The sequence below is a fragment of the Azotobacter vinelandii CA genome (assembly GCF_000380335.1).
GTDB lineage: Bacteria > Pseudomonadota > Gammaproteobacteria > Pseudomonadales > Pseudomonadaceae > Azotobacter > Azotobacter vinelandii.
In genome coordinates, this window is record NC_021149.1 from 2,112,148 (window position 1) to 2,129,858 (window position 17,711).

At 69.4% G+C, this 17,711-nt stretch carries 11 protein-coding genes; 2 read left to right on the forward strand and 9 right to left on the reverse strand.

The annotated features are described in order from the left end of the window. Positions 1–4: 4 nt before the first annotated feature. The 4 genes from AVCA_RS09685 to AVCA_RS09700 form a co-directional block, all read right to left on the reverse strand. A complete protein-coding gene (locus AVCA_RS09685) occupies positions 5–3,997 on the reverse strand; it encodes a non-ribosomal peptide synthetase (protein ID WP_012700723.1) in 3,993 nt (1,330 codons plus the stop codon). A 1-nt stretch (position 3,998) separates the two neighbouring features. Further along, complete coding sequence (locus AVCA_RS09690) at positions 3,999–4,865, reverse strand: isochorismatase (protein WP_175556018.1); 867 nt, start codon at positions 4,863–4,865, stop codon at positions 3,999–4,001. 62 nt (positions 4,866–4,927) lie between these two features. Next, on the reverse strand, positions 4,928–6,574 hold the full coding sequence (locus AVCA_RS09695; protein WP_012700725.1) for a (2,3-dihydroxybenzoyl)adenylate synthase: 1,647 nt from the start codon (positions 6,572–6,574) through the stop codon (positions 4,928–4,930). Then, positions 6,571–7,782 (reverse strand): isochorismate synthase, encoded by a 1,212-nt coding sequence (locus AVCA_RS09700; protein ID WP_012700726.1) that lies wholly within the window; start codon positions 7,780–7,782, stop codon positions 6,571–6,573. Before AVCA_RS09700 ends, AVCA_RS09695 begins: the two co-directional genes overlap by 4 nt. 211 nt (positions 7,783–7,993) lie before the next feature. Between AVCA_RS09700 and AVCA_RS09705 the strand changes: the two genes are divergently transcribed. Then, on the forward strand, positions 7,994–9,217 hold the full coding sequence (locus AVCA_RS09705; RefSeq protein WP_012700727.1) for an MFS transporter: 1,224 nt from the start codon (positions 7,994–7,996) through the stop codon (positions 9,215–9,217). 63 nt (positions 9,218–9,280) lie between these two features. Here AVCA_RS09705 and AVCA_RS09710 read toward each other — a convergent pair whose 3' ends face one another. From AVCA_RS09710 to AVCA_RS09730, 5 genes are all read right to left on the reverse strand, one after another. Further along, complete coding sequence (locus tag AVCA_RS09710; RefSeq protein WP_012700728.1) at positions 9,281–10,237, reverse strand: Bug family tripartite tricarboxylate transporter substrate binding protein; 957 nt, start codon at positions 10,235–10,237, stop codon at positions 9,281–9,283. A 101-nt stretch (positions 10,238–10,338) separates the two neighbouring features. Further along, positions 10,339–11,697 (reverse strand): adenylosuccinate lyase, encoded by a 1,359-nt coding sequence (purB, locus tag AVCA_RS09715; protein ID WP_012700729.1) that lies wholly within the window; start codon positions 11,695–11,697, stop codon positions 10,339–10,341. A gap of 22 nt (positions 11,698–11,719) precedes the next feature. Further along, on the reverse strand, positions 11,720–13,090 hold the full coding sequence (locus tag AVCA_RS09720) for an MmgE/PrpD family protein (protein WP_012700730.1): 1,371 nt from the start codon (positions 13,088–13,090) through the stop codon (positions 11,720–11,722). Positions 13,091–13,093: 3 nt separating this feature from the next. Beyond that, the gene (locus AVCA_RS09725) at positions 13,094–14,596 is read right to left on the reverse strand and encodes a tripartite tricarboxylate transporter permease (RefSeq protein WP_012700731.1); all 1,503 of its coding nucleotides are present in this window, start codon (positions 14,594–14,596) and stop codon (positions 13,094–13,096) included. Between the two features lie 13 nt (positions 14,597–14,609). After that, on the reverse strand, positions 14,610–15,068 hold the full coding sequence (locus tag AVCA_RS09730; protein ID WP_012700732.1) for a tripartite tricarboxylate transporter TctB family protein: 459 nt from the start codon (positions 15,066–15,068) through the stop codon (positions 14,610–14,612). 1,326 nt (positions 15,069–16,394) lie between these two features. Between AVCA_RS09730 and AVCA_RS09735 the strand changes: the two genes are divergently transcribed. Continuing rightward, entirely contained in the window at positions 16,395–17,687 is a 1,293-nt protein-coding gene (locus AVCA_RS09735; RefSeq protein ID WP_050764410.1) for an OprD family porin, read from the forward strand. Positions 17,688–17,711: the final 24 nt, after the last annotated feature.

Consider the following 17,711-nt stretch of genomic DNA (forward strand, 5'->3'; position numbering starts at 1 on the left):
TCTCCTATGGGTACAGGCGCGCCGCCAGCGCCCGGCCGATCTGGGCCAGCGGCAGCGGACGGCTCATGCCGTTGTGTGTCGATGCGATATCCACCTTGTCCAGCCGCCCGGCCACGTAGGGGCGCCAGAGCTGCCAGTCGGGCATGTCCGGCTTGCGCTGGGTGGCGAAGAAATAGAGCACGTCGCCCTCGAATACCGGGTGGCGCAGGGTGCGGTAGAGCAGCATCGAATGGACGCTGATGTCCGCCAGCCGGGACAGCACGCCGGCATCGGCCGCCCCGGCCGCCGCCAGGCTGGAGCCGGGCCGGGCCAGCCGCTCGCGCATCTGCGCCTCGCTCAGGGGGGTGCCGTCCGGGCCGAAGGGCGCGTCGCCGATCACGTCCAGCAGGGTGATCAGCGCGTCGCGTTCGGTGGGCGGCGGCTTGCCGGCCCAGATGTCGGCGGGATAGGCGTCCATCATCGCCAGCAGGTCGACCGTCTCCCCGGCCTCCTGCAGACGCGCGGCCAGCGCATGGGCGATGCCGCCGCCGGAGGACCAGCCGATCATCCGGTAGGGACCGTGCGGCTGCGCGCCGCGCATCAGCGCCAGGCAGTCGTCCAGCAGGGCGTCGATGTCGTCCGGCGGCGCGCCCGTGATACCGCGTGCCTGCAGGCCGTAGATCGGGGTGTGTGGCAGATGCGCGGCCAGTCCCATGTAGCACCAGGACAGGCCCTCGCTGGGGTAGATGCAGAACAGCGCCGGCCCTTCCCCCGGCTGCAGGCAGAGCAGCGGAGCAAAGGGGTCCTGGCGGGCCGGCGGCTCGTGCCCGACCGGCAGGTCCAGCGCTTCGGCCAGGGCGCCGACCGTGGGGTAGCGGAACAGGCTGGAGACCGGCACCTCGCGCTGCAGCAGCATGCCCAGCCGGTTGGCCACCTGGATGGCCTGCAGGGATTCGCCGCCGAGGGCGAAGAAGTCGCTGTTCGGGACGATGTCGGACAGGCCCAGCACTTCGCGCCAGACGCGGCTGACCTGGCGGATCAGCACGCTCAGGTTGTCCCGCGCCTCGTCGGCGCCCGGGACCGCCGTCTGGCCGGCCGCCTGTCGTTCGGCCAGCTCCTTGAGGACCTTGCGGTCGATCTTGTTGTTGGCGTTGCGTGGCAGCTTCGCCAGTTGCAGGTAGGTGCCGGGCACCGCCGGCGCCGGCAGGCTGCGCGCCAGATGGGCGCGCAGGGCGGCGACCGGCGGCAGTTCGGCCTGCGCTTCCTCCAGGGCGAGGAAGGCCACCAGCCGCTTGACGCCACCCGGCAGCACTTGCCCGAGCACGGCGGCTTCGCGAATCCCCGGTGTGTGCGGATAGCCCAGCAGGGCGGTTTCGATCTCCGTGGGGTCGATGCGGTAGCCGCTGATCTTGAACTCGTCGTCCAGCCGGCCGAGGTAGACCAGCGCGCCGTCGTCGCGCATCCGCACCAGATCCCCGGTGCGATAGGCGCGCGGCGCGCCCGGCAGGCCGGGCAGGACGACGAAACGGGCGGCGGTGCGTTCCTCGCGGCCGAAGTAGCCGCGCGCCAGCGAACCGCCGAGCACGCAGAGCTCGCCCCGTTCGCCGCGTTGCACCGGGCGCAGGTTGGCGTCCACCACCGCCACCTCGACGCCCGGCAGCGGGTGGCCGATGGGCAGGGTTTCGCCTTGCCAGTCCAGCGCGTCCGGCCCGGACAGGGTCGCCGTGGTGCAGATCACCGTGGTTTCGGTCGGGCCATAGGTGTTCAGCAGCACGGCCTGCGCCGGCGCCTGGGCCTGCCAGCGCTGCACACGTTCGGCCAGCGCCGCCTCGCCGCCGATGATGACCAGGCGCAGGTGGGGCGGCAGCGGTGTCTGCGCTCCCAGGCCGTAGGCCAGTTCGTGCCAGAAGGCGGTGGGCAGGTCCAGTACCGTGATGTCGCGTACCGCGCAGGCATCGAGAAAGCGCGGCACGGATTCGAGCATCTCGTCGTTGCGCAGTACCAGGCAGGCCCCGCTGGCCAGGGTCAGGAAGATTTCCTCGACGCTGGCATCGAAGTGCAGTGGGGCGAACTGCAGGACGCGGTCGCTGGCCCGCATGGCGTAGCGCTGGCGCGCGCCGGCGACGAAATGGGCCAGCGCGTCGCGGCCGATCATCACGCCGTTGGGGCGCCCGGTGGTGCCCGAGGTGTAGATGATGTAGGCCAGCGCGTCCGGCGCCACCGGCCGCGGCTGGCCGAGCACCACGGCGGTGGGCCGGGGCTCGTCGAGCAGCAGCACGGGCTGGCCGGCCGGCACCCGCTCGCGCTGGGCCCGGCAGGTGATGACCAGGGTCGGGGCGGAATCCTCCAGCACCATGGCGATGCGCGCTTCGGGGCTTTCCGGGTCGAGCGGCACGTAACCGGCGCCGGCCCAGAGCACGGCCAGCAGCGCGACCACGGTGTCCGGCGAGCGCGGCAGCAGGACCGCCACCCGGCTTTCCGTGGTCACCCCCTGGGCGACCAGCACGCCCGCCAGCGCGCTCACCGCCTGCAGCAGTTCGGCATAGTTCAGGCGCACGCCGTCCTGTTCCAGCGCCGGGGCCTTCGGCGTGCGCGCCGCGTGGTTGCCCAGGGCGGTCAGCACATCCACCACCGGCGGCAGGGGTTCGCCGGCCAGCCGGGCCAGCGGCGGCTCGCGCAGCAGTTGCCGCAGCGGCGTGGTCGCGGGCGCGCGCTGCAGGGAATCCAGCGCGGCGATCAGTTCCTCGTGCAGGGTGGCCAGCAACTCGTCGCCGTAGGCATCTGGATTGGCCTCCAGGTCCAGGCGGACACCCTCGGCGCCGGGCACCACGCTGATCGACAGGTCCTCCACCGGCCCGGCCGACACCGGATGCTGGCGGGCCTGCAGATCGCCGAAGGTGTCGGGACGCTCGAACGGCATCAGGTTGACGACCGGGCCGAACAGGCCCTGTCCGCGCCCGACCTGCCGCCGCGCCTGGGCCAGATCCTGGCGCAGCCATTCGTAGCGATAGCGCTGGTGGGGACGGCTGGCGCGCATTTCGGCCGCCACGTCGGCGGCCAGCGCCTGCATGCCCCGATCGATGTCCACCGGCAGGCGCAGCGGCACGATGTTCATGGCCATGCAGGGCACGTTCAGCGCCCGCGAGCCCAGCCGGGTCATCACCGGCAGGCCCAGGCAGACTTCCGGCGCCGCGGTGCGCCGGGCCAGCCAGCCGCCGATGGCGGCCAGCAGCCAGGCGGCCCAGTCCACGCCGCAGGCGCCGGCGGCGCGTTGCCAGTCGGCCAGCGCGCGCGCCGGCAGCAGGGCGCGCCGGCGGCGCACGTCGCGGGCCAGCGCCGCGCCCGGGGCCAGGGTCACGGGCGGCGGCGCATCGAGCAGGCGCGCCACCCAGAAATCCCGGTTGCGCTGGGCCTGGCGCTGATAGGCGCGGGCCTCGTCGACCACCTCGGCCAGGCCGGCGGCGGAGGGCAGGCGCGTCATGGCGGTGCCCTGGCGTTCGGCCTCGTAGAGTTCGGCCACCCGGCGGATCAGCAGCGCATAGCCGTAGCCGTCCAGGGCGATGTGGTGGACGCGCAGGAGCCACAGGTGATGGTCGGCGGCCAGGCGCAGCAGGGCCATGCCGAACAGCGGGCCGTTGGCCAGGTCGGGGAGGCTGCGCAGGTCGTTGCGAATCCATTGCCAGGCCCTGTCCCAGGCCTGTCCGGCGGAGCTTTCCGTTGCGCTCAGGTCGATCCGGCGCAGCGTCCAGGCGGTCCTGTCCGGGCGCTGCCAGATGTCGTCGCCCTCGGCCTCGAAGCGCATGTGCAGGGCTTCGCTGGCCTCGACGGCCTGCTCCAGCGCCCGCTCGAAGGCCGCCTCGTCCAGCGCGCCGCGCAGTTCGACGGCTTCGGCGGTCCAGTAGGCCGGACTCAGGGGGTCGAGCCGCTGTCCCAGCCAGATGCCCAGTTGCGCGGCGCTCAGGGGAAGACGCGCCAGCGTCGGCTCCCCGGCGACGCCCGTCTCGGCGGAACAGGGCATCTCAACGTCCCTCGCTCAGCAGCGACCACCAGTGGGCCAGCGTCGGCTGCTCGGCCACCTGGACGAAGCTCACCTGGGCGCCGGCGCGCTTCCAGCCTTCGAGCAGGCTCATCAGGCGGATCGAGTCCAGCCCGACATCCAGCAGGTTGTCCTCGACGCTGAAGTCCGAGGCCGGCATGCCGAGCATCTGCGCGACTTCCTGGTGCAGGGCCTCGATGCTGGCCGGCAGCCCGCCGGCCAGCGCGGCGATCAACTGGTCGGTGTCGCGCACCACGCCGGCGCAGGCGACCACGTAGTCCAGCGCCTGGCGGTGCCGCTCCGGCGAGAAGTCGGCCAGCGCGTCCCCGACCATGATCGGCTGGACGTCGCGCATGAAGGCGTCCACGCAGGTGGTCTGGCAGCCGATGTGGGCGTAGATGCCGCAGACCATCAGTTGATCGCGGCCGGCCGCCTGCAGGCGCTCGCGCAGGTCGCTGCGGATGAAGGCGCTGTAGCGCCACTTGTCCAGCACCACGTGGTTTTCCCTGGGCGCCAGCGCGGCGATGACCGGCGCCCCCTCCGGTTTGGCCGGCAGGCCGGGGCCCCAGAACTCGTTGAGCAGCGCCCGGTCCCCGGCCGGCTGCACGGCCGGCTGGGCGGTGTAGTAGACCGGCACGCCGGCGGCGTCGCAGGCGTCGATCAGGCGGCGGATGTTGGCTACCAGTTGCGGGATCGGCGCGGCACTACGGTCGTAGAAATCGATGAAGTATTCCTGCATGTCGTGCACCAGCAACGCCACCCGTTTCGGGTCGGCCTGCCAGTCGACACGGCCGGAGGGAAAGGTTTCTGCGGCGGGCATGGGATAGCTGGCAATGCGGGGGATAGCCATGGGATTTCTCGCTTGGAATTTTGGAGTTCGGATTTGCGGAGCCGTATGGGCGTCGGACGTCGTCAGGCCGTGGCCTGCAGGCGTGCCGCGATGCGTTCGCGCAGGGCGCGCTTGTCGATCTTGCCGACGCCGGTCTTGGGCAACTGGTCGACGAACTCGATGCGGTCCGGCACCTTGTAGCCGGCGACGCCGCGTTCGCGCATGAAGCGGTTGATCTCCAGCGGCCGGGGCGCTTCGCCGCGCGGCACGATGAAGGCGCAGGTGCGCTCGCCGAGGAAGGCGTCGGGCATCGCGACCACGGCGACATCCAGCACGGCGGGATGCGCCAGCAGGTGGTTTTCCACTTCCTCGGCGGCCACCTTGTCGCCACCGCGGTTGATCTGGTCCTTGTCGCGGCCCTCGACGATCAGGTGCCCGCTGGGCAGGCGGCGGGCCACATCGCCGGTGCGGTAGAAGCCGTCGCGGGTGAAGGAGCGGGCGTTGTGCACATCGGCGCGGAAGTAGCCGCGAATGGTGTAGGGGCCACGGGTGATCAGGTGCCCGGTTTCGCCCGGCGGCACGTCGCGGTCCTCGTCGTCGACGATGCGCACTTCGTCGTCCGGGGAGATGGGGCGGCCCTGGGTGCCGACGATCAGCTCCTGGGGATCGTCGAACCGGGTGTAGTTGACCAGTCCCTCGGCCATGCCGAACACCTGTTGCAGCTTGCAGCCGAGCAGGCTGTCGACCCGTTGCGCGGCTTCGTCGCTGAGGCGCGAACCGCCGACCTGCAGCACCTTCAGGCTGGCCAGTTCGGCCTGCCGGGCCGGCGCGGCCTCCATCCAGGCCAGCGCCACGGAGGGCACCAGCGCGGTCATGTCGACCCGCTCGCGGGCGATCAGGGCGAAACAGGTGTCGGGACTGGGATCGGGCGCCAGCACCACGCTGCCGCCGGCGTAGAGGACGCCCAGGATGCCCGGCGAACTCATCGCGAAGTTGTGGGCCGCCGGCAGGGCGCAGAGGAACACGGTGTCCGGGCCGAGGCCGCAGATCTCGGCGCTGGCCCGCACGCTGTAGAAATAGTCGTCGTGGGTGCGCGGGATCATCTTCGGCCGTCCCGTGCTGCCGCCCGACAGTTGCAGGAAGGCCAGCGTGTCGGCCTTGGGTTCCGGCAGCGGCAGCGGCTCGGCGTCGAGCCGCTCGAAGGGGATGAATTCCTCGGCCTCGCCGACCACCACGACGGTGCTCAGGGTCGCTGCTTCGTCGCGGATGTCGCGGGCCATCTGGCGATAGTCGAAACCGGCGTGGCGATCCCGGATGACCAGCCCCTTGGCTTCGGCGAAGGCGCAGAAGTAGCCGATTTCGGCCCGGCGGTGGGCCGGCAGGGCGAAGACCGGCAGGGCGCCCAGGCGCAGCAGGGCGAAGATGACCATCACGAATTCGGCGATGTTGGGCAACTGCACCACGACGCGGTCGCCGGCGGCGATGCCTTGTCCGACCAGCCCGGCCGCCACCCGGTCGACGCGGGCGTCCAGTTCGGCGTAGGTCCAGCGCCGCTCGCCGCAGACCAGCGCGGTGCGTCCGGCATGGCGGTCGGCGCCGGCGCGCAGCAGGCTGTCCAGCGGTTCGCCGCGCCAGTAGCCGGCCGCCCGGTAGCGCGCGGCGAATTCGGCGGGCCAGGGCGTGAAGTCCGCGCCTTCGGCGGAAGAAGAGGTCGGGGTCGAGGTGCTCATGCCCGGTTCTCCTCGGCCAGCGCGAGCCCCATGGCGCCCAGCATGGTGCGCAGCTTGGCGGCGGTTTCCGCCAGTTCCAGCGCCGGTTCGGAGCCGGCCACGATGCCGGCCCCGGCATAGAGGGTCGACGACTGCTCGCCGACTTCGGCGCAGCGGATGGTCACCGCCCATTCGCCATCGCCCTGCGCGTTGCACCAGCCGACCAGGCCGGTGAAGAAGCCCCGGTCGAAGCCTTCGAACGCCTGGATGAACTCCCGCGCCTCGGCGGTCGGATAGCCTCCCACGGCCGGAGTCGGATGCAGCGCCAGCGCCAGTTCCAGCGAGGTCGTGGCCGGGTCGCGCAGCGTGCCGGTGACTTCGGTGGACAGGTGCCACATGGTCGGGGTCGAGAGCAGCGACGGCGCTTCGGGGACCAGCAGATCGGTGCAATAGGGGCGCAGGGCCTCGGCGACGGCTTCCACCACCAGCGCGTGCTCGTGCAGGTCCTTGGGCGAGCGCAGCAGGTTCTCGGCGCGCTGGCGGTCCTCGGCCGGGTCGCTGCTATGCGGGATGGAGCCGGCCAGCGGGTTGGAAATCACCCGGTTGCCGTGCCGGGCCAGCAGCAGCTCGGGGCTGGCGCCGATCAGGCTGCGGCGCTCGCCGTTGGCGGTCGGCAGCGGAATGGCATAGGTGTAGCCCAGCGGGTTGCGGCTGGCCAGGGTCTGCAGCAGTTCGGCCTGATCCAGCTCCGCCTGGATGTGCAGCGAGCGCGACAGCACCACTTTCTGCAACTTCCCGTCGGCGATCCGCTCCAAGGCCCGGCTCACGTTCTGCTCGTAGACCGCCTCGGCCGGTTCGCTGCGCGCCGCGACCGTGCGTACCGGACGCGGCCCGCCGACCAGCGCCGCGCGACCGCCGCCAGCCAGTTCGACATGCTCGGGGATGAACAGATGGGCCGCAGCGCCCGGCAGGAAGGGGATGGCGCCGATCAGCCAGCCGGCATGCCCGGCCTCGCTGGCCTGACGCAGAAAAGCGGCCGCATGCCCGGCCAGGGCGGCGGGCGAACCGCTCATGACCAGCGGCAGGGTCGCGGCCACGCCATGCGCCAGCAGGGTCTGGCCGGGCGAAGCGAACATGCAGGCATCGCGGTGGTAATGGGTGAACAGCACCTGCGGACCGCAGGGTTCGGAAAAGGACTGCGCAAGCTGTGTCTGTTGAACAAAACTCATGATGCCTCCTTACGGCTAGAGGACGAGCAGGACCACCTAGGGGAAGGCACTGGCGCCTTCATGTATGTAATAATGCTAGCGTCAAATGATAATAAGTATCAACATTAAACAATATAAAAAGGTACTTGAGTATTGATGTCATTTTGATTTTTCGTCTTTAACCATAGTTACATCAATTGGTTACGGCCTATTTACATCACTTGGAGAGAGCATGAATCCGGACCAATCCCTGCAATCGGAAGCACGAACGAAACCTTTTGCAGCAATTTCACCCAAGGTGCTCATCGCCCTGATCGCCTCCCTGCAGTTCACCTACATTCTCGATTTCATGCTGGTCCTGCCGCTCGGCCCGGATTTGGCCAAAGGTCTCAACTTTCACGGTAATCAAGTTGCATGGCTAACAGCCAGCTATACATTTGCGTCCTTGCTGTCCGGTCTGTTCACCGTGCCGCGCCTGGATCGCTTCGATCGCCGCAAGGCCCTGCTCTGGAGCCTGGTGGGACTGGCGCTCGCTTCGCTGGCCTGTACCCTGGCGCATGATTTGCCGAGCCTGCTGCTCGGACGGGCCGTCGCCGGGCTCTGTGCCGCCCCGGCGATCGCCACCGGCATGGCGATCCTGATCGACCAGACGCCGCCGCCACAGCGCGGGACAGCCATCGCCAAGGTCATGACCGGGTTTTCCATCGCCACCATCGCCGGGATTCCCCTGGCGCTGGAACTGGCGGACCACTTCGGCTGGCAGGCGCCCTTCGTGCTGGTGGCTGTGCTGGTGGTGCTGGTCGCCTTCGCCGTGGCCCATCTGTTGCCGCCGCTGACCGCCCACCTGCAAGGGCCGGCTGGCAAGCCGTCGCTGGCCATGCTGAGCCGTCCCGGCGTGCGCCTGGCCACGCTGTTGCAGGGGCTCAACCAGTTCTCCGCCTTCCTGGTGATCCCGAGCTTCTCCGCGTTCTACCTGCTGAACCTCGATTACCCGCGTCAGCAACTGGGTACGCTGTACCTGGTGGGCGGTCTGGTGGCGCTGGGGGCCATGCAACTGGCCGGACGCCTGGGCGATCGACACGGCCACTGGCTGCCGGTCGGCGTGGCCAGCGCCTGTTTCGCCGTCGGCCTGCTGCCGTTCTTCGGCCTGAGCGCCTTGCCGCTGATGCTGAGCTTCGTGCTGTTCATGGCCGGCAACGCCGCCCGCACGGTCTGCCTGGCGGCCGCCATCAGCCATGTTCCGGCGCCGCCGGAGCGCGCCGGTTTCATGGCCCTGCAGAAGATGACCCAGGATTTCAGCGTGGCCCTGGCCGCCGGCGCCGCGGCGCTGGTGCTGGGTGGCGGCGACGGGCCGCTGACCCATACCGGACTGCTCGCCACCCTGGCGATCGTCGGTGCGGGGCTGGTCCTCTGGGTGCTCGAACGGCTGCGGCGAAACCTGCAGCCGCCGGCCTGAGCGGGCCGCCGCCCGGTCGGGGCGCTGCATGGCCGGCTCCGCCGGCCATGCGGGGGGCGGGTTCTATTGCGCCTTCAACTGCGCCTTCTCGATGATCTGCGCGCTGATGTCGTGGGTCTTGCGGATCAGCGCCGAGGTGTCTTCCGGCGACAGGCGCTGCGGGGTGATCCCCATCCCCTGCAGTTTGGCGATCACCTCGGGCGTGGCGAGGACCTTGTCGAAGGCCGCGCGCAGGCGGCCCAGCACCCCGGCGGGCGTGCCGCTCGGCGCGGCGGCCAGGAAGGCGCCGGAGAAGTTCCACTGCGGATAGGTTTCCAGCAGGGAGGGGACGCCGGGCAGATCCGGCGCCTCGGTCGCGCCGAAATAGGCCAGGCCGCGCAGGTGCCCGCTCTTCACCGCGCCGTTGGCCAGCGGGTCGGACAGCAGGTCGACGTGCCCGGCGATGACGTCGCTCAGCGCCGGCGCCGAGCCCTTGTAGGGCACGTGGACGATGTCGATGCCGGCCAGCAGCTTGAGGTATTCCAGCGACAGGTTGCCGGGGCTGCCATGCCCGGAACTGCCGTAGGACAGCTTGCCGGGGTTGGCCTTGGCGTAGGCGATCAGCTCGGCGAGGGTCTGGATCGGCAGCTTCGGATTGATCGCGATTACCGAACGGGAGTCGCCGATGTTGGCCAGCGGAGTCAGGTCGGCGAACGGATCGAACTGCGCCTCGACCAGTTGCGGGGCGATCGCCAGGTTGCCGATCGAGGCGTTCAGCAGCGTGTAGCCGTCGGCCTTGGTGTGCGCCACGTAGGCCGCGCCCAGGGTGCCGCCGGCGCCCGGCTTGTTCTCGACCACGACGCTCTGGCCCAACTCGCTCGCCAGGTGCTCGGCGAGCAGCCGGGCGATGTTGTCGTTGGTGCCGCCGGGCGCGTAGGGCACGACGAAGACTATGGGTTTCTCGGGATAGGCGGCCAGGCCGGCGGGCGCCAGGCCGAGGGACAGCAGGGTGCCGAGCAGGGCGGATAACAGGGATTTCATGGGGCGGGTTCCATTGCAGGAGAAGGGGGGCGGGCCGGGACACATACCCGATCACCGAACTTTCGACTCCCTCTCCCCCTGGGGAGAGGGGAGATATCCATCTATGGCGTAATGTCCTGGCGGCGCGCCGTCACCCGGTCGACGAAGGCGCCGGCCAGGCCGGTGTAGGCCTTGGGATCGAGCAGGGCGTCGATCTCCTCGGGCGACAGGCGGTCGCCGACCAGCGGATCGGCGAGCAGCGCTTCCTTGAGCGTGCCTTCGCGCTCGAACACCTCCATGCAGATCCGATAGACGATCTCGTGGGCTTCCTGCCGTCCCAGCGCATCGCTCAGGCGCATCATCACCGCCTCGGAGAGCAGCAGGCCGCGCTGTCGGTAGAGGTTTTCCTCCATGTGCGCGCCGCGCACCGTCAGCCCGGCGGCGATGGCGCGGGTCTTGGCGATGGCCGCGTGGCTCAGGCCGAACAGTCGGGCCAGGTATTCGCGTTCGGTCTGCAGGACGATCTTGTCGCGCTCGTGCTCGGCCAGCACGCCTTCCAGGGCCAGGGGCACGATGCTGCGCACCACCCGCGCCAGGGCGACCACCGTCTCGCAGGCGGCCGGGTTGCGCTTGTGCGGCATGGTGCTGCTGCCCACCTTGCCGGGGCTGAACGGCTCTTCGAGTTCGCCGAGTTCGGTCTTCTGCAGCGCATAGATTTCATGGGCGATCTTGCCCACGCTTCCCGTGGCGATCGCCAGCACGCTGGCCAGCTCGGCGAGGCTGTCGCGCGACACGTGCCAGGCGATGCTCGGGCAACCCAGGCCGAGTTCGCGGAACAGCCCTTCCTGCACGGCGATGCCGTGCTCGCCCAGCGCCGACAGGGTGCCCACGGCGCCGGCGAACTGGCCGACCAGCACGCGCTCGCGCATCTGGTCGAGGCGCTGCAGGTCGCGGCGGATTTCCTCGGCCCAGACCGCGACCTTGAAGCCGAAGGTGATCGGTAGTGCCTGCTGGCCGTGGCTGCGCCCGACCATCACCCGGTCGCGATGGGTCGCGGCCAGTTTCAGCAGGTTGTCCAGCAGTCCGCGCAGGTCGCGCTCGATTTCTTCGAGGCCGTCGCGCAGTTGCAGCACGGTGCCGCTGTCGACGATGTCCTGGGTGGTCGCCCCCCAGTGCACGTATTCGCCGGCGTCGCCGTCGCAGACCCGCTTGATCGCCCGCAGCAGCGGGACTATGGGATGCGCGGTGCGGTCCATCTCGGCCTTCAGGGCGCCGAGGTCGATCAGCTCGACGCGCGCCTTGCGGCGGATCTCGTCGGCCGCCGCGCGGGGGATGATGCCCAGTTCGCCCTGCACCTTGGCCAGCGCCGCCTCCACGTCCAGCCAGCGCTGCACCGTGGTTTCGTCGCTGAAGATGCGGCGCATCGCTTCTGTGCCGAACTGGTCCCGGAACAGCGTGCTGTCGATCACGTAGGCGCTCATCGGGACGGTTCTCCTGCGGTTGTCATGGCTCGGAGTCCTTGTGGTGGGGAATACGGGGTACGCGGCCGATCAGACGGCGCAGCGCGGCGGTCCACTGGTTCAGGTCGTCGAAGGTTTCGATGGCCAGCGCCAGCGCCTGCAACTCGTCGATGGCCGCCGGTTCCAGGCGCCCGGCGAGCAACTGCGCCGACTTGCCGAGCAGGCGCCGGCGCTGCGCCGCGTGGTCGCTTTCCGGGCGGCTGGCGTCGGCCGCGAAGGCGCGCCCGGCGGCGCTGAGCCGCGCATTGGCGCGCGGCAGGGCGGGGTCGGCCGCGACCCGGATGCGCCGGCGCAGCGCGGCCAGTCCGGGATCGGCGAGGGTTTCGGCGGCGAAGCTGCGCTCGTCCAGTGTGCTGCGGCCGGCCAGCGCCAGGGCGACCATGTGGCGGATGCTGAAGCGCGCCTCCATCGCCGTGCGCGGCTCGGGCAGGTCGCACACCGACAGGTACTGCGGCTCGACCTCGACGCGCAGCTCGCCGGCCGGAACCTCTCCGCCGAGCGCTTCGCGCAGGGCGAGCGCCGCCTCGATAGGCGCCTGGGTGCCATAGCAGGAGGCGTGGTACTTGAACAGCAGTTCGCGGGTCGCCCAGCGACCGTCGGCGACCGGCAGGTCCCGGCGGGCGTTGCCGGACACCAGCGCCGGATAGCCGTCGGGTCGTTCGAAGATGTCCTCCACCGCGGTGAAGCCGCGCCGCGCGAGGTCGGCGGCGTTGACGCCGTTGGCTGCCGCCCGTCCGGCGTGCAGCGGCTTGCAGGGCGTGCCGAACAGCGCGCGCAGGCCGCCGGTCAGCGTCGCCGCCAGCCCCAGGGCATGGCGCAGGGCGCCGGGCTCCAGCCCGTAGAGCCGGCCGGCGGCCAGCGTCGCGCCGAAGCTGCCGAGCGTCGCCGTGCTGTGCCAGCCGCGCCGGTAGTGGTCGTTACCCACCAGATCGGCGATGCGGGCCTGCACTTCGAGTCCGGCGACGAAGGCCGTCAGCGCCTCCCGCCCGCTGCTCGCCCGCAGCTCGCCGACGGCGATCAGCGCCGGCCAGAGCACCACCGAGGCGTGGATGCGCGAGGCGAGATGGGCATCGTCGAAATCCAGCACATGGGAGGCGCTGCCGTTGATCAGCGCCGCATCGAGCGGATCGCCGCGTTCCGCGCTGCCCAGCAGCGTCGCCCTGGGCAGCGCGCCGCGTTCGGTCGCCTGGGCGCGGAGTATCTGTACCGCCGGATCGTCCCAGCCGGCGAGCAGCACGCCGATCCAGTCGAGCAGGCTGTGCCGGGCGATGCTGCGAATGTCTTCCGGCAGATCGTCGTGGCGCAGCCCCAGGCCCAGGTCGACGAGTGCCGCGGTCGGAGAAGGGATGGGCATCGTTCAATCCTCGGCGAAGGCGACTTCGCGGGTCGTCCGGAAGCGCGGCAGGGCCAGCAGCACCAGGAAGCCCACGGCGATCAGCAGCAGCGTGGCGCTGATCGGCCGGGTGAAGAACACCGTGGGATCGCCGCGCGACAGCAGCATGGCGCGGCGCAGGTTCTCTTCCATCAGCGGGCCGATGACGAAACCGAGCAGCAGCGGCGCCGGTTCGCAGCGCAGCTTGATGAACAGGTAGCCGAGCAGGCCGAAGCCCACCGCCAGCAGGACATCGAACAGGCTGTTGTTGACGCTGAACACGCCGATGCAGCAGAACAGCAGGATCGCCGGATAGAGCAGGCGGTAGGGCACCGCCAGCAGCCGCGTCCAGACGCCGATCAGCGGCAGGTTGAGCAACAGCAGCAGGGCATTGCCCACCCACATGCTGACGATCAGCCCCCAGAACAGCTCGGGACGTTCGCCCATGACCTGTGGGCCGGGCACTATGCCGTGGATCATCATCGCGCCGATCATCAGCGCCATCACCGCGTTGGACGGCAGCCCCATCACCAGCAGCGGGATGAACGAAGTCTGCGCGCCGGCGTTGTTGGCCGACTCGGGTCCGGCGACGCCCTCGATGGCGCCCTGGCCGAAGCGCGACGGGTCTTTCGCCAGACGCTTTTCCAGCATGTAGGAGGCGAAGGAGCTGAGCATCGCCCCGCCGCCGGGCAGCACGCCGAGCAGGGTGCCGAGCGCGGAGCCGCGCAGCACCGGCTTCCAGGCCCGGCGGTAGTCGTCGCGGGTCGGCAGCAGCGGGCCGACGGCGCGGATCGCCCCGGCGCGGGCGGTGTCGCGCTCCAGGTTGGCGATGATCTCGCCGATGCCGAAGATGCCCATCGAGATGACCACGAAGCTGATGCCCTCGGCCAGTTCCGGCACGCCGAAGGTGAAGCGCTCCGCGCCAGAATTCACGTCGACGCCGACCAGTCCCAGCAACAGGCCGAGCAGGGTCATCGCCAGCGCCTTGATGACCTCGCCCTGGGCCAGCACCACCGCGGCGATCAGCCCGAGCGCCATCAGCGAGAAATAGTCCGCCGGGCCGAAGCGCAGGGCGAAATCGGTCAGCGGCACCGCGGCGACCGCCAGCACCAAGGTGGCCAGGGTACCGGCGAAGAAGGAGCCGATGGCGGCGATGCCCAGTGCCGCGCCGGCGCGGCCGGCCCTGGCCATCGCGTGGCCGTCGAGGCAGGTCACCAGCGAGGAGGACTCGCCCGGCAGGTTGACCAGGATCGCCGCCGTGGAACCGCCGTACTGGGCGCCGTAGTAGATGCCGGCGAGCATGATCAGGGCGGCGTCCGGCGGCAGCCCGTAGGTCACCGGCAGCAGCATGGCGATGGTCGCCACCGGGCCGAGGCCGGGCAGCACGCCGACCAGGGTGCCGAGGGTGACGCCGGCGAAGCAGTAGAGCAGGTTGCTCCAGCTCAGCGCCGCTTCGACGCCGAGGCTCAGGTTGGAGAGCAGTTCCATCGGCGCGCCCCGTTCAGCGTGGCAGGATCGGCAGGGGCAGGCCCAGGCCGAAGGAGAAGACCGCCACGCCGAAGGCCGACAGGGCCGCGCCCAGGCCGAGCAGTTCGGCCAGCCGCGCGCCGCGCCGGGCCAGGCCGCTGAGCAGGGTCAGGGTCAGGGTGGCGAGCAGCAGGCCCTGCTCCTGCGCGAGCAGGGCGAAGGCGATCACTCCGGCGCCCACGAATGCCGCCGGACGCCAGGACAGGCTGCCGCGCAGGGTCTCCCGCCCGGCGCCGAGGCGCAGGCTGCGCAGCAGCAGTACGGCACCCAGCACGGCCAGGGCGATGCCGAGCAGCAGCGGGAAATAGCCCGGCCCCATGCGCATCGCGCTGCCGAGCGGGTAGGCCGTGGCCAGGGCGCTGCCGGCGAGGCCGGCGGCGAGAAAAAGCGCTCCGGCGACGGCGTCGCGATTGTCGATGATTCCGAGTGGCATGGGGTTGTCCTCGCCCGCGTTCGTTTCCGAGGGAGGCGAGCCTACTCAAGCGGGCAGGTCGACACCAAAAAATTATTAATTATATGAATATAATTAAAATTAAATCATGCTTATCTGGCATGTTATGGGCGCCGTCCGCAGTGCCCGTTCCGATGGGCGGCCTGGCGGTTGCCGTGGTGGAGCCACAGGCTTCGCGCGGCAGGATTGTTGTCCGTCCGTCCGAATCCGGCCCGTGGCGGTCGGCGACTCCGGGAGAGAGCCTGGGCGATCGCATGAAGCGCTTGCCTGATACCGGACGGGAAAGGTTGTATGAACCTTGGCATGGCTGCTTGCCGAGTGCTCCGACACTCCCTGTTTCGGCCCCCCGGCCGAGTCACTTTTTCTTGTCTGGCCAAGAAAAAGTGACCAAAAAGAAGGCCACCCCCTCATCCGGCCCTGCGCTTCGCTCCGGGTTCCCTCCCTACATCGCCGTTCCAGGGGCCCGCCGCGAAGGGCCATCCATGGCCCATCGCGGCTCTCGCGGCATCCTTGCCGCTCGACCCCTTCCACGACGATTCCGCTCGGCCTCCTGAAGGGGGCATCCGGCGTTGCCTGACAGGCCGTGCCACAAGAAGGGCAAAAGCGCTTTCAGGCAGCTCGGAACCGACTCCCGTTCAGGAGGCCGAGCGCAGGTGTCGCGGAGGGGGACGCGAGGCAGGACGCCGAGCGAGTCGCGAAGGGACAGGGACGTCCCTTCGCGACGTGCCCCCGGAGCGGCGCCGGAGCGAGGGAACCCCGGCACAGCCGGGGCCGAATGATCGGGCGCGCTTTCTCTTTGGTTACTTTCTCTTTCGCGCGAGCAAAGAGAAAGTGACTCGGCCGGGGGGCCGAAACAGGGACCGTCCGGCCCCTCGGCAAGCAGCCGGTGCAGCGGAGCCGAAGACCACACCGGAACGACCAGGCACACAACCTTTCCCGTCCGGTATCGGGCGGGCATTTCATGCGATTGCCCTGGAGAGAGAGCGGCACGCGCCACGATTACACATTAAGACAGTCATAAAATGCATCAGTAACTCTTATGCATTCATCAAGATCGCAAATTGCCATCCTGGATAATTCCTAATGAATACAATGGGTTATTTTCTTGCCAAGAGAATAAAAACCATGACCATTATAACAATATAAGCTAATTGAATTTCATCGACCGAACCGCCGTTCCTAGCATGCCGCCTCCATTCAACCAGCCATCCCGGGGGCGGCAGTCCAATGAGTCATCCAGCGCTTGATAGCAGCGTTTCGATCTTCACCGAGCCGGCGCGCGGCGCGGAGCGAACCATCCTGGCCGCCATGCTGGCCATCCTGGGCCAGACGCTGGCGCAACCCGCTACCGCCGCCGGGTTCATCGAAGACAGCAAGGCCACGCTTTCGCTGCGCAACTTCTACTTCAACCAGGATAACCGCAACGGTGGCGGCCCCAGGTCCGATGAGTGGGGCCAGGCTTTCTTCCTCGACTACAAGTCCGGCTTCACCGAGGGCCCGGTCGGCTTCGGCCTTGACGTGTTCGCCATGCACGGCATTCGCCTGGACGGCGGCGGCCGCGCCGGCAAGGCGGACGCCGAGCGCACGCCCGGCGCGCTGTTCCCGCTGGAAAGCAACGGCAAGGCGAAGACCGACTTCGGCCGCGTCGGGGTGACCGGCAAGCTGCGTTACTCCAGGACCGAGGCGCGCCTAGGCACCCTGCTGCCGAAGATGCCGGTGCTGATCTACAACGACGGCCGCCTGCTGCCGCAACTGTTCCATGGCGCGCAGATCACTTCCAACGAGATCGACAACCTGAGCCTGACCGCGGGCAAGATCGAGCATTCCACCGAACGTAACTCCGCCGACAGCCACGGCCTGTCCATCGCCGGCGCCAACAGCGGCAGCAACGCCCGCTTCAGCAACGAGTTCTACTTCGCCGGCGCCGATTACAAGCCCACCAGGGACCTGCTGCTGCAGTACTACTACGGCAACCTGCGCGACTTCTACAAACAGCACTTCTTCGGCCTGATCCATAACTGGAAGCTGCCGGTGGGCGCGCTGAAAAGCGACCTGCGCTACTTCTACAGCGACTCCGACGGCAAGAACGAGAGCGCCTCCGGACGCGCCGAGGGCTACCGCAGCGCCGGCGCCAACGGCAGCAGCGGCGAGGTCGACAACAACCTGTGGAGTGCGATGTTCACCTACAGCCTGTCCGGCCACTCGCTGGGCCTCGGCTACCAGAAGGTCACCGGCAACAGCGACTGGCCGCGCATCAACCTGGGCACCGGCCAGACGGTCCACCTGATCACCAACCTGCAGAACGGCAAGTTCGCCAGCGCCGGCGAGAAATCCCTGGTCGGCCAGTACGCCTACGACTTCGCCAAGCTCGGCGTGCCCGGCCTGAAGGCCAGCCTGACCTACGTCAAGGGCTGGGATATCGACGCCGCCGGCAGCGACAAGCGCGAATGGGAGCGCGATTTCCGCGTGGACTACACGGTGCAGTCGGGCTTCCTCAAGGGCGTCGGCCTCACCTGGCGCAACGCCGCGCTACGCGGCAACGACACCACCGACCGCGACGAGAACCGGCTGATCGTCAGTTACAGCATTCCCCTGCTCTGACGGCCGATGGCCGGATGGGGTCCG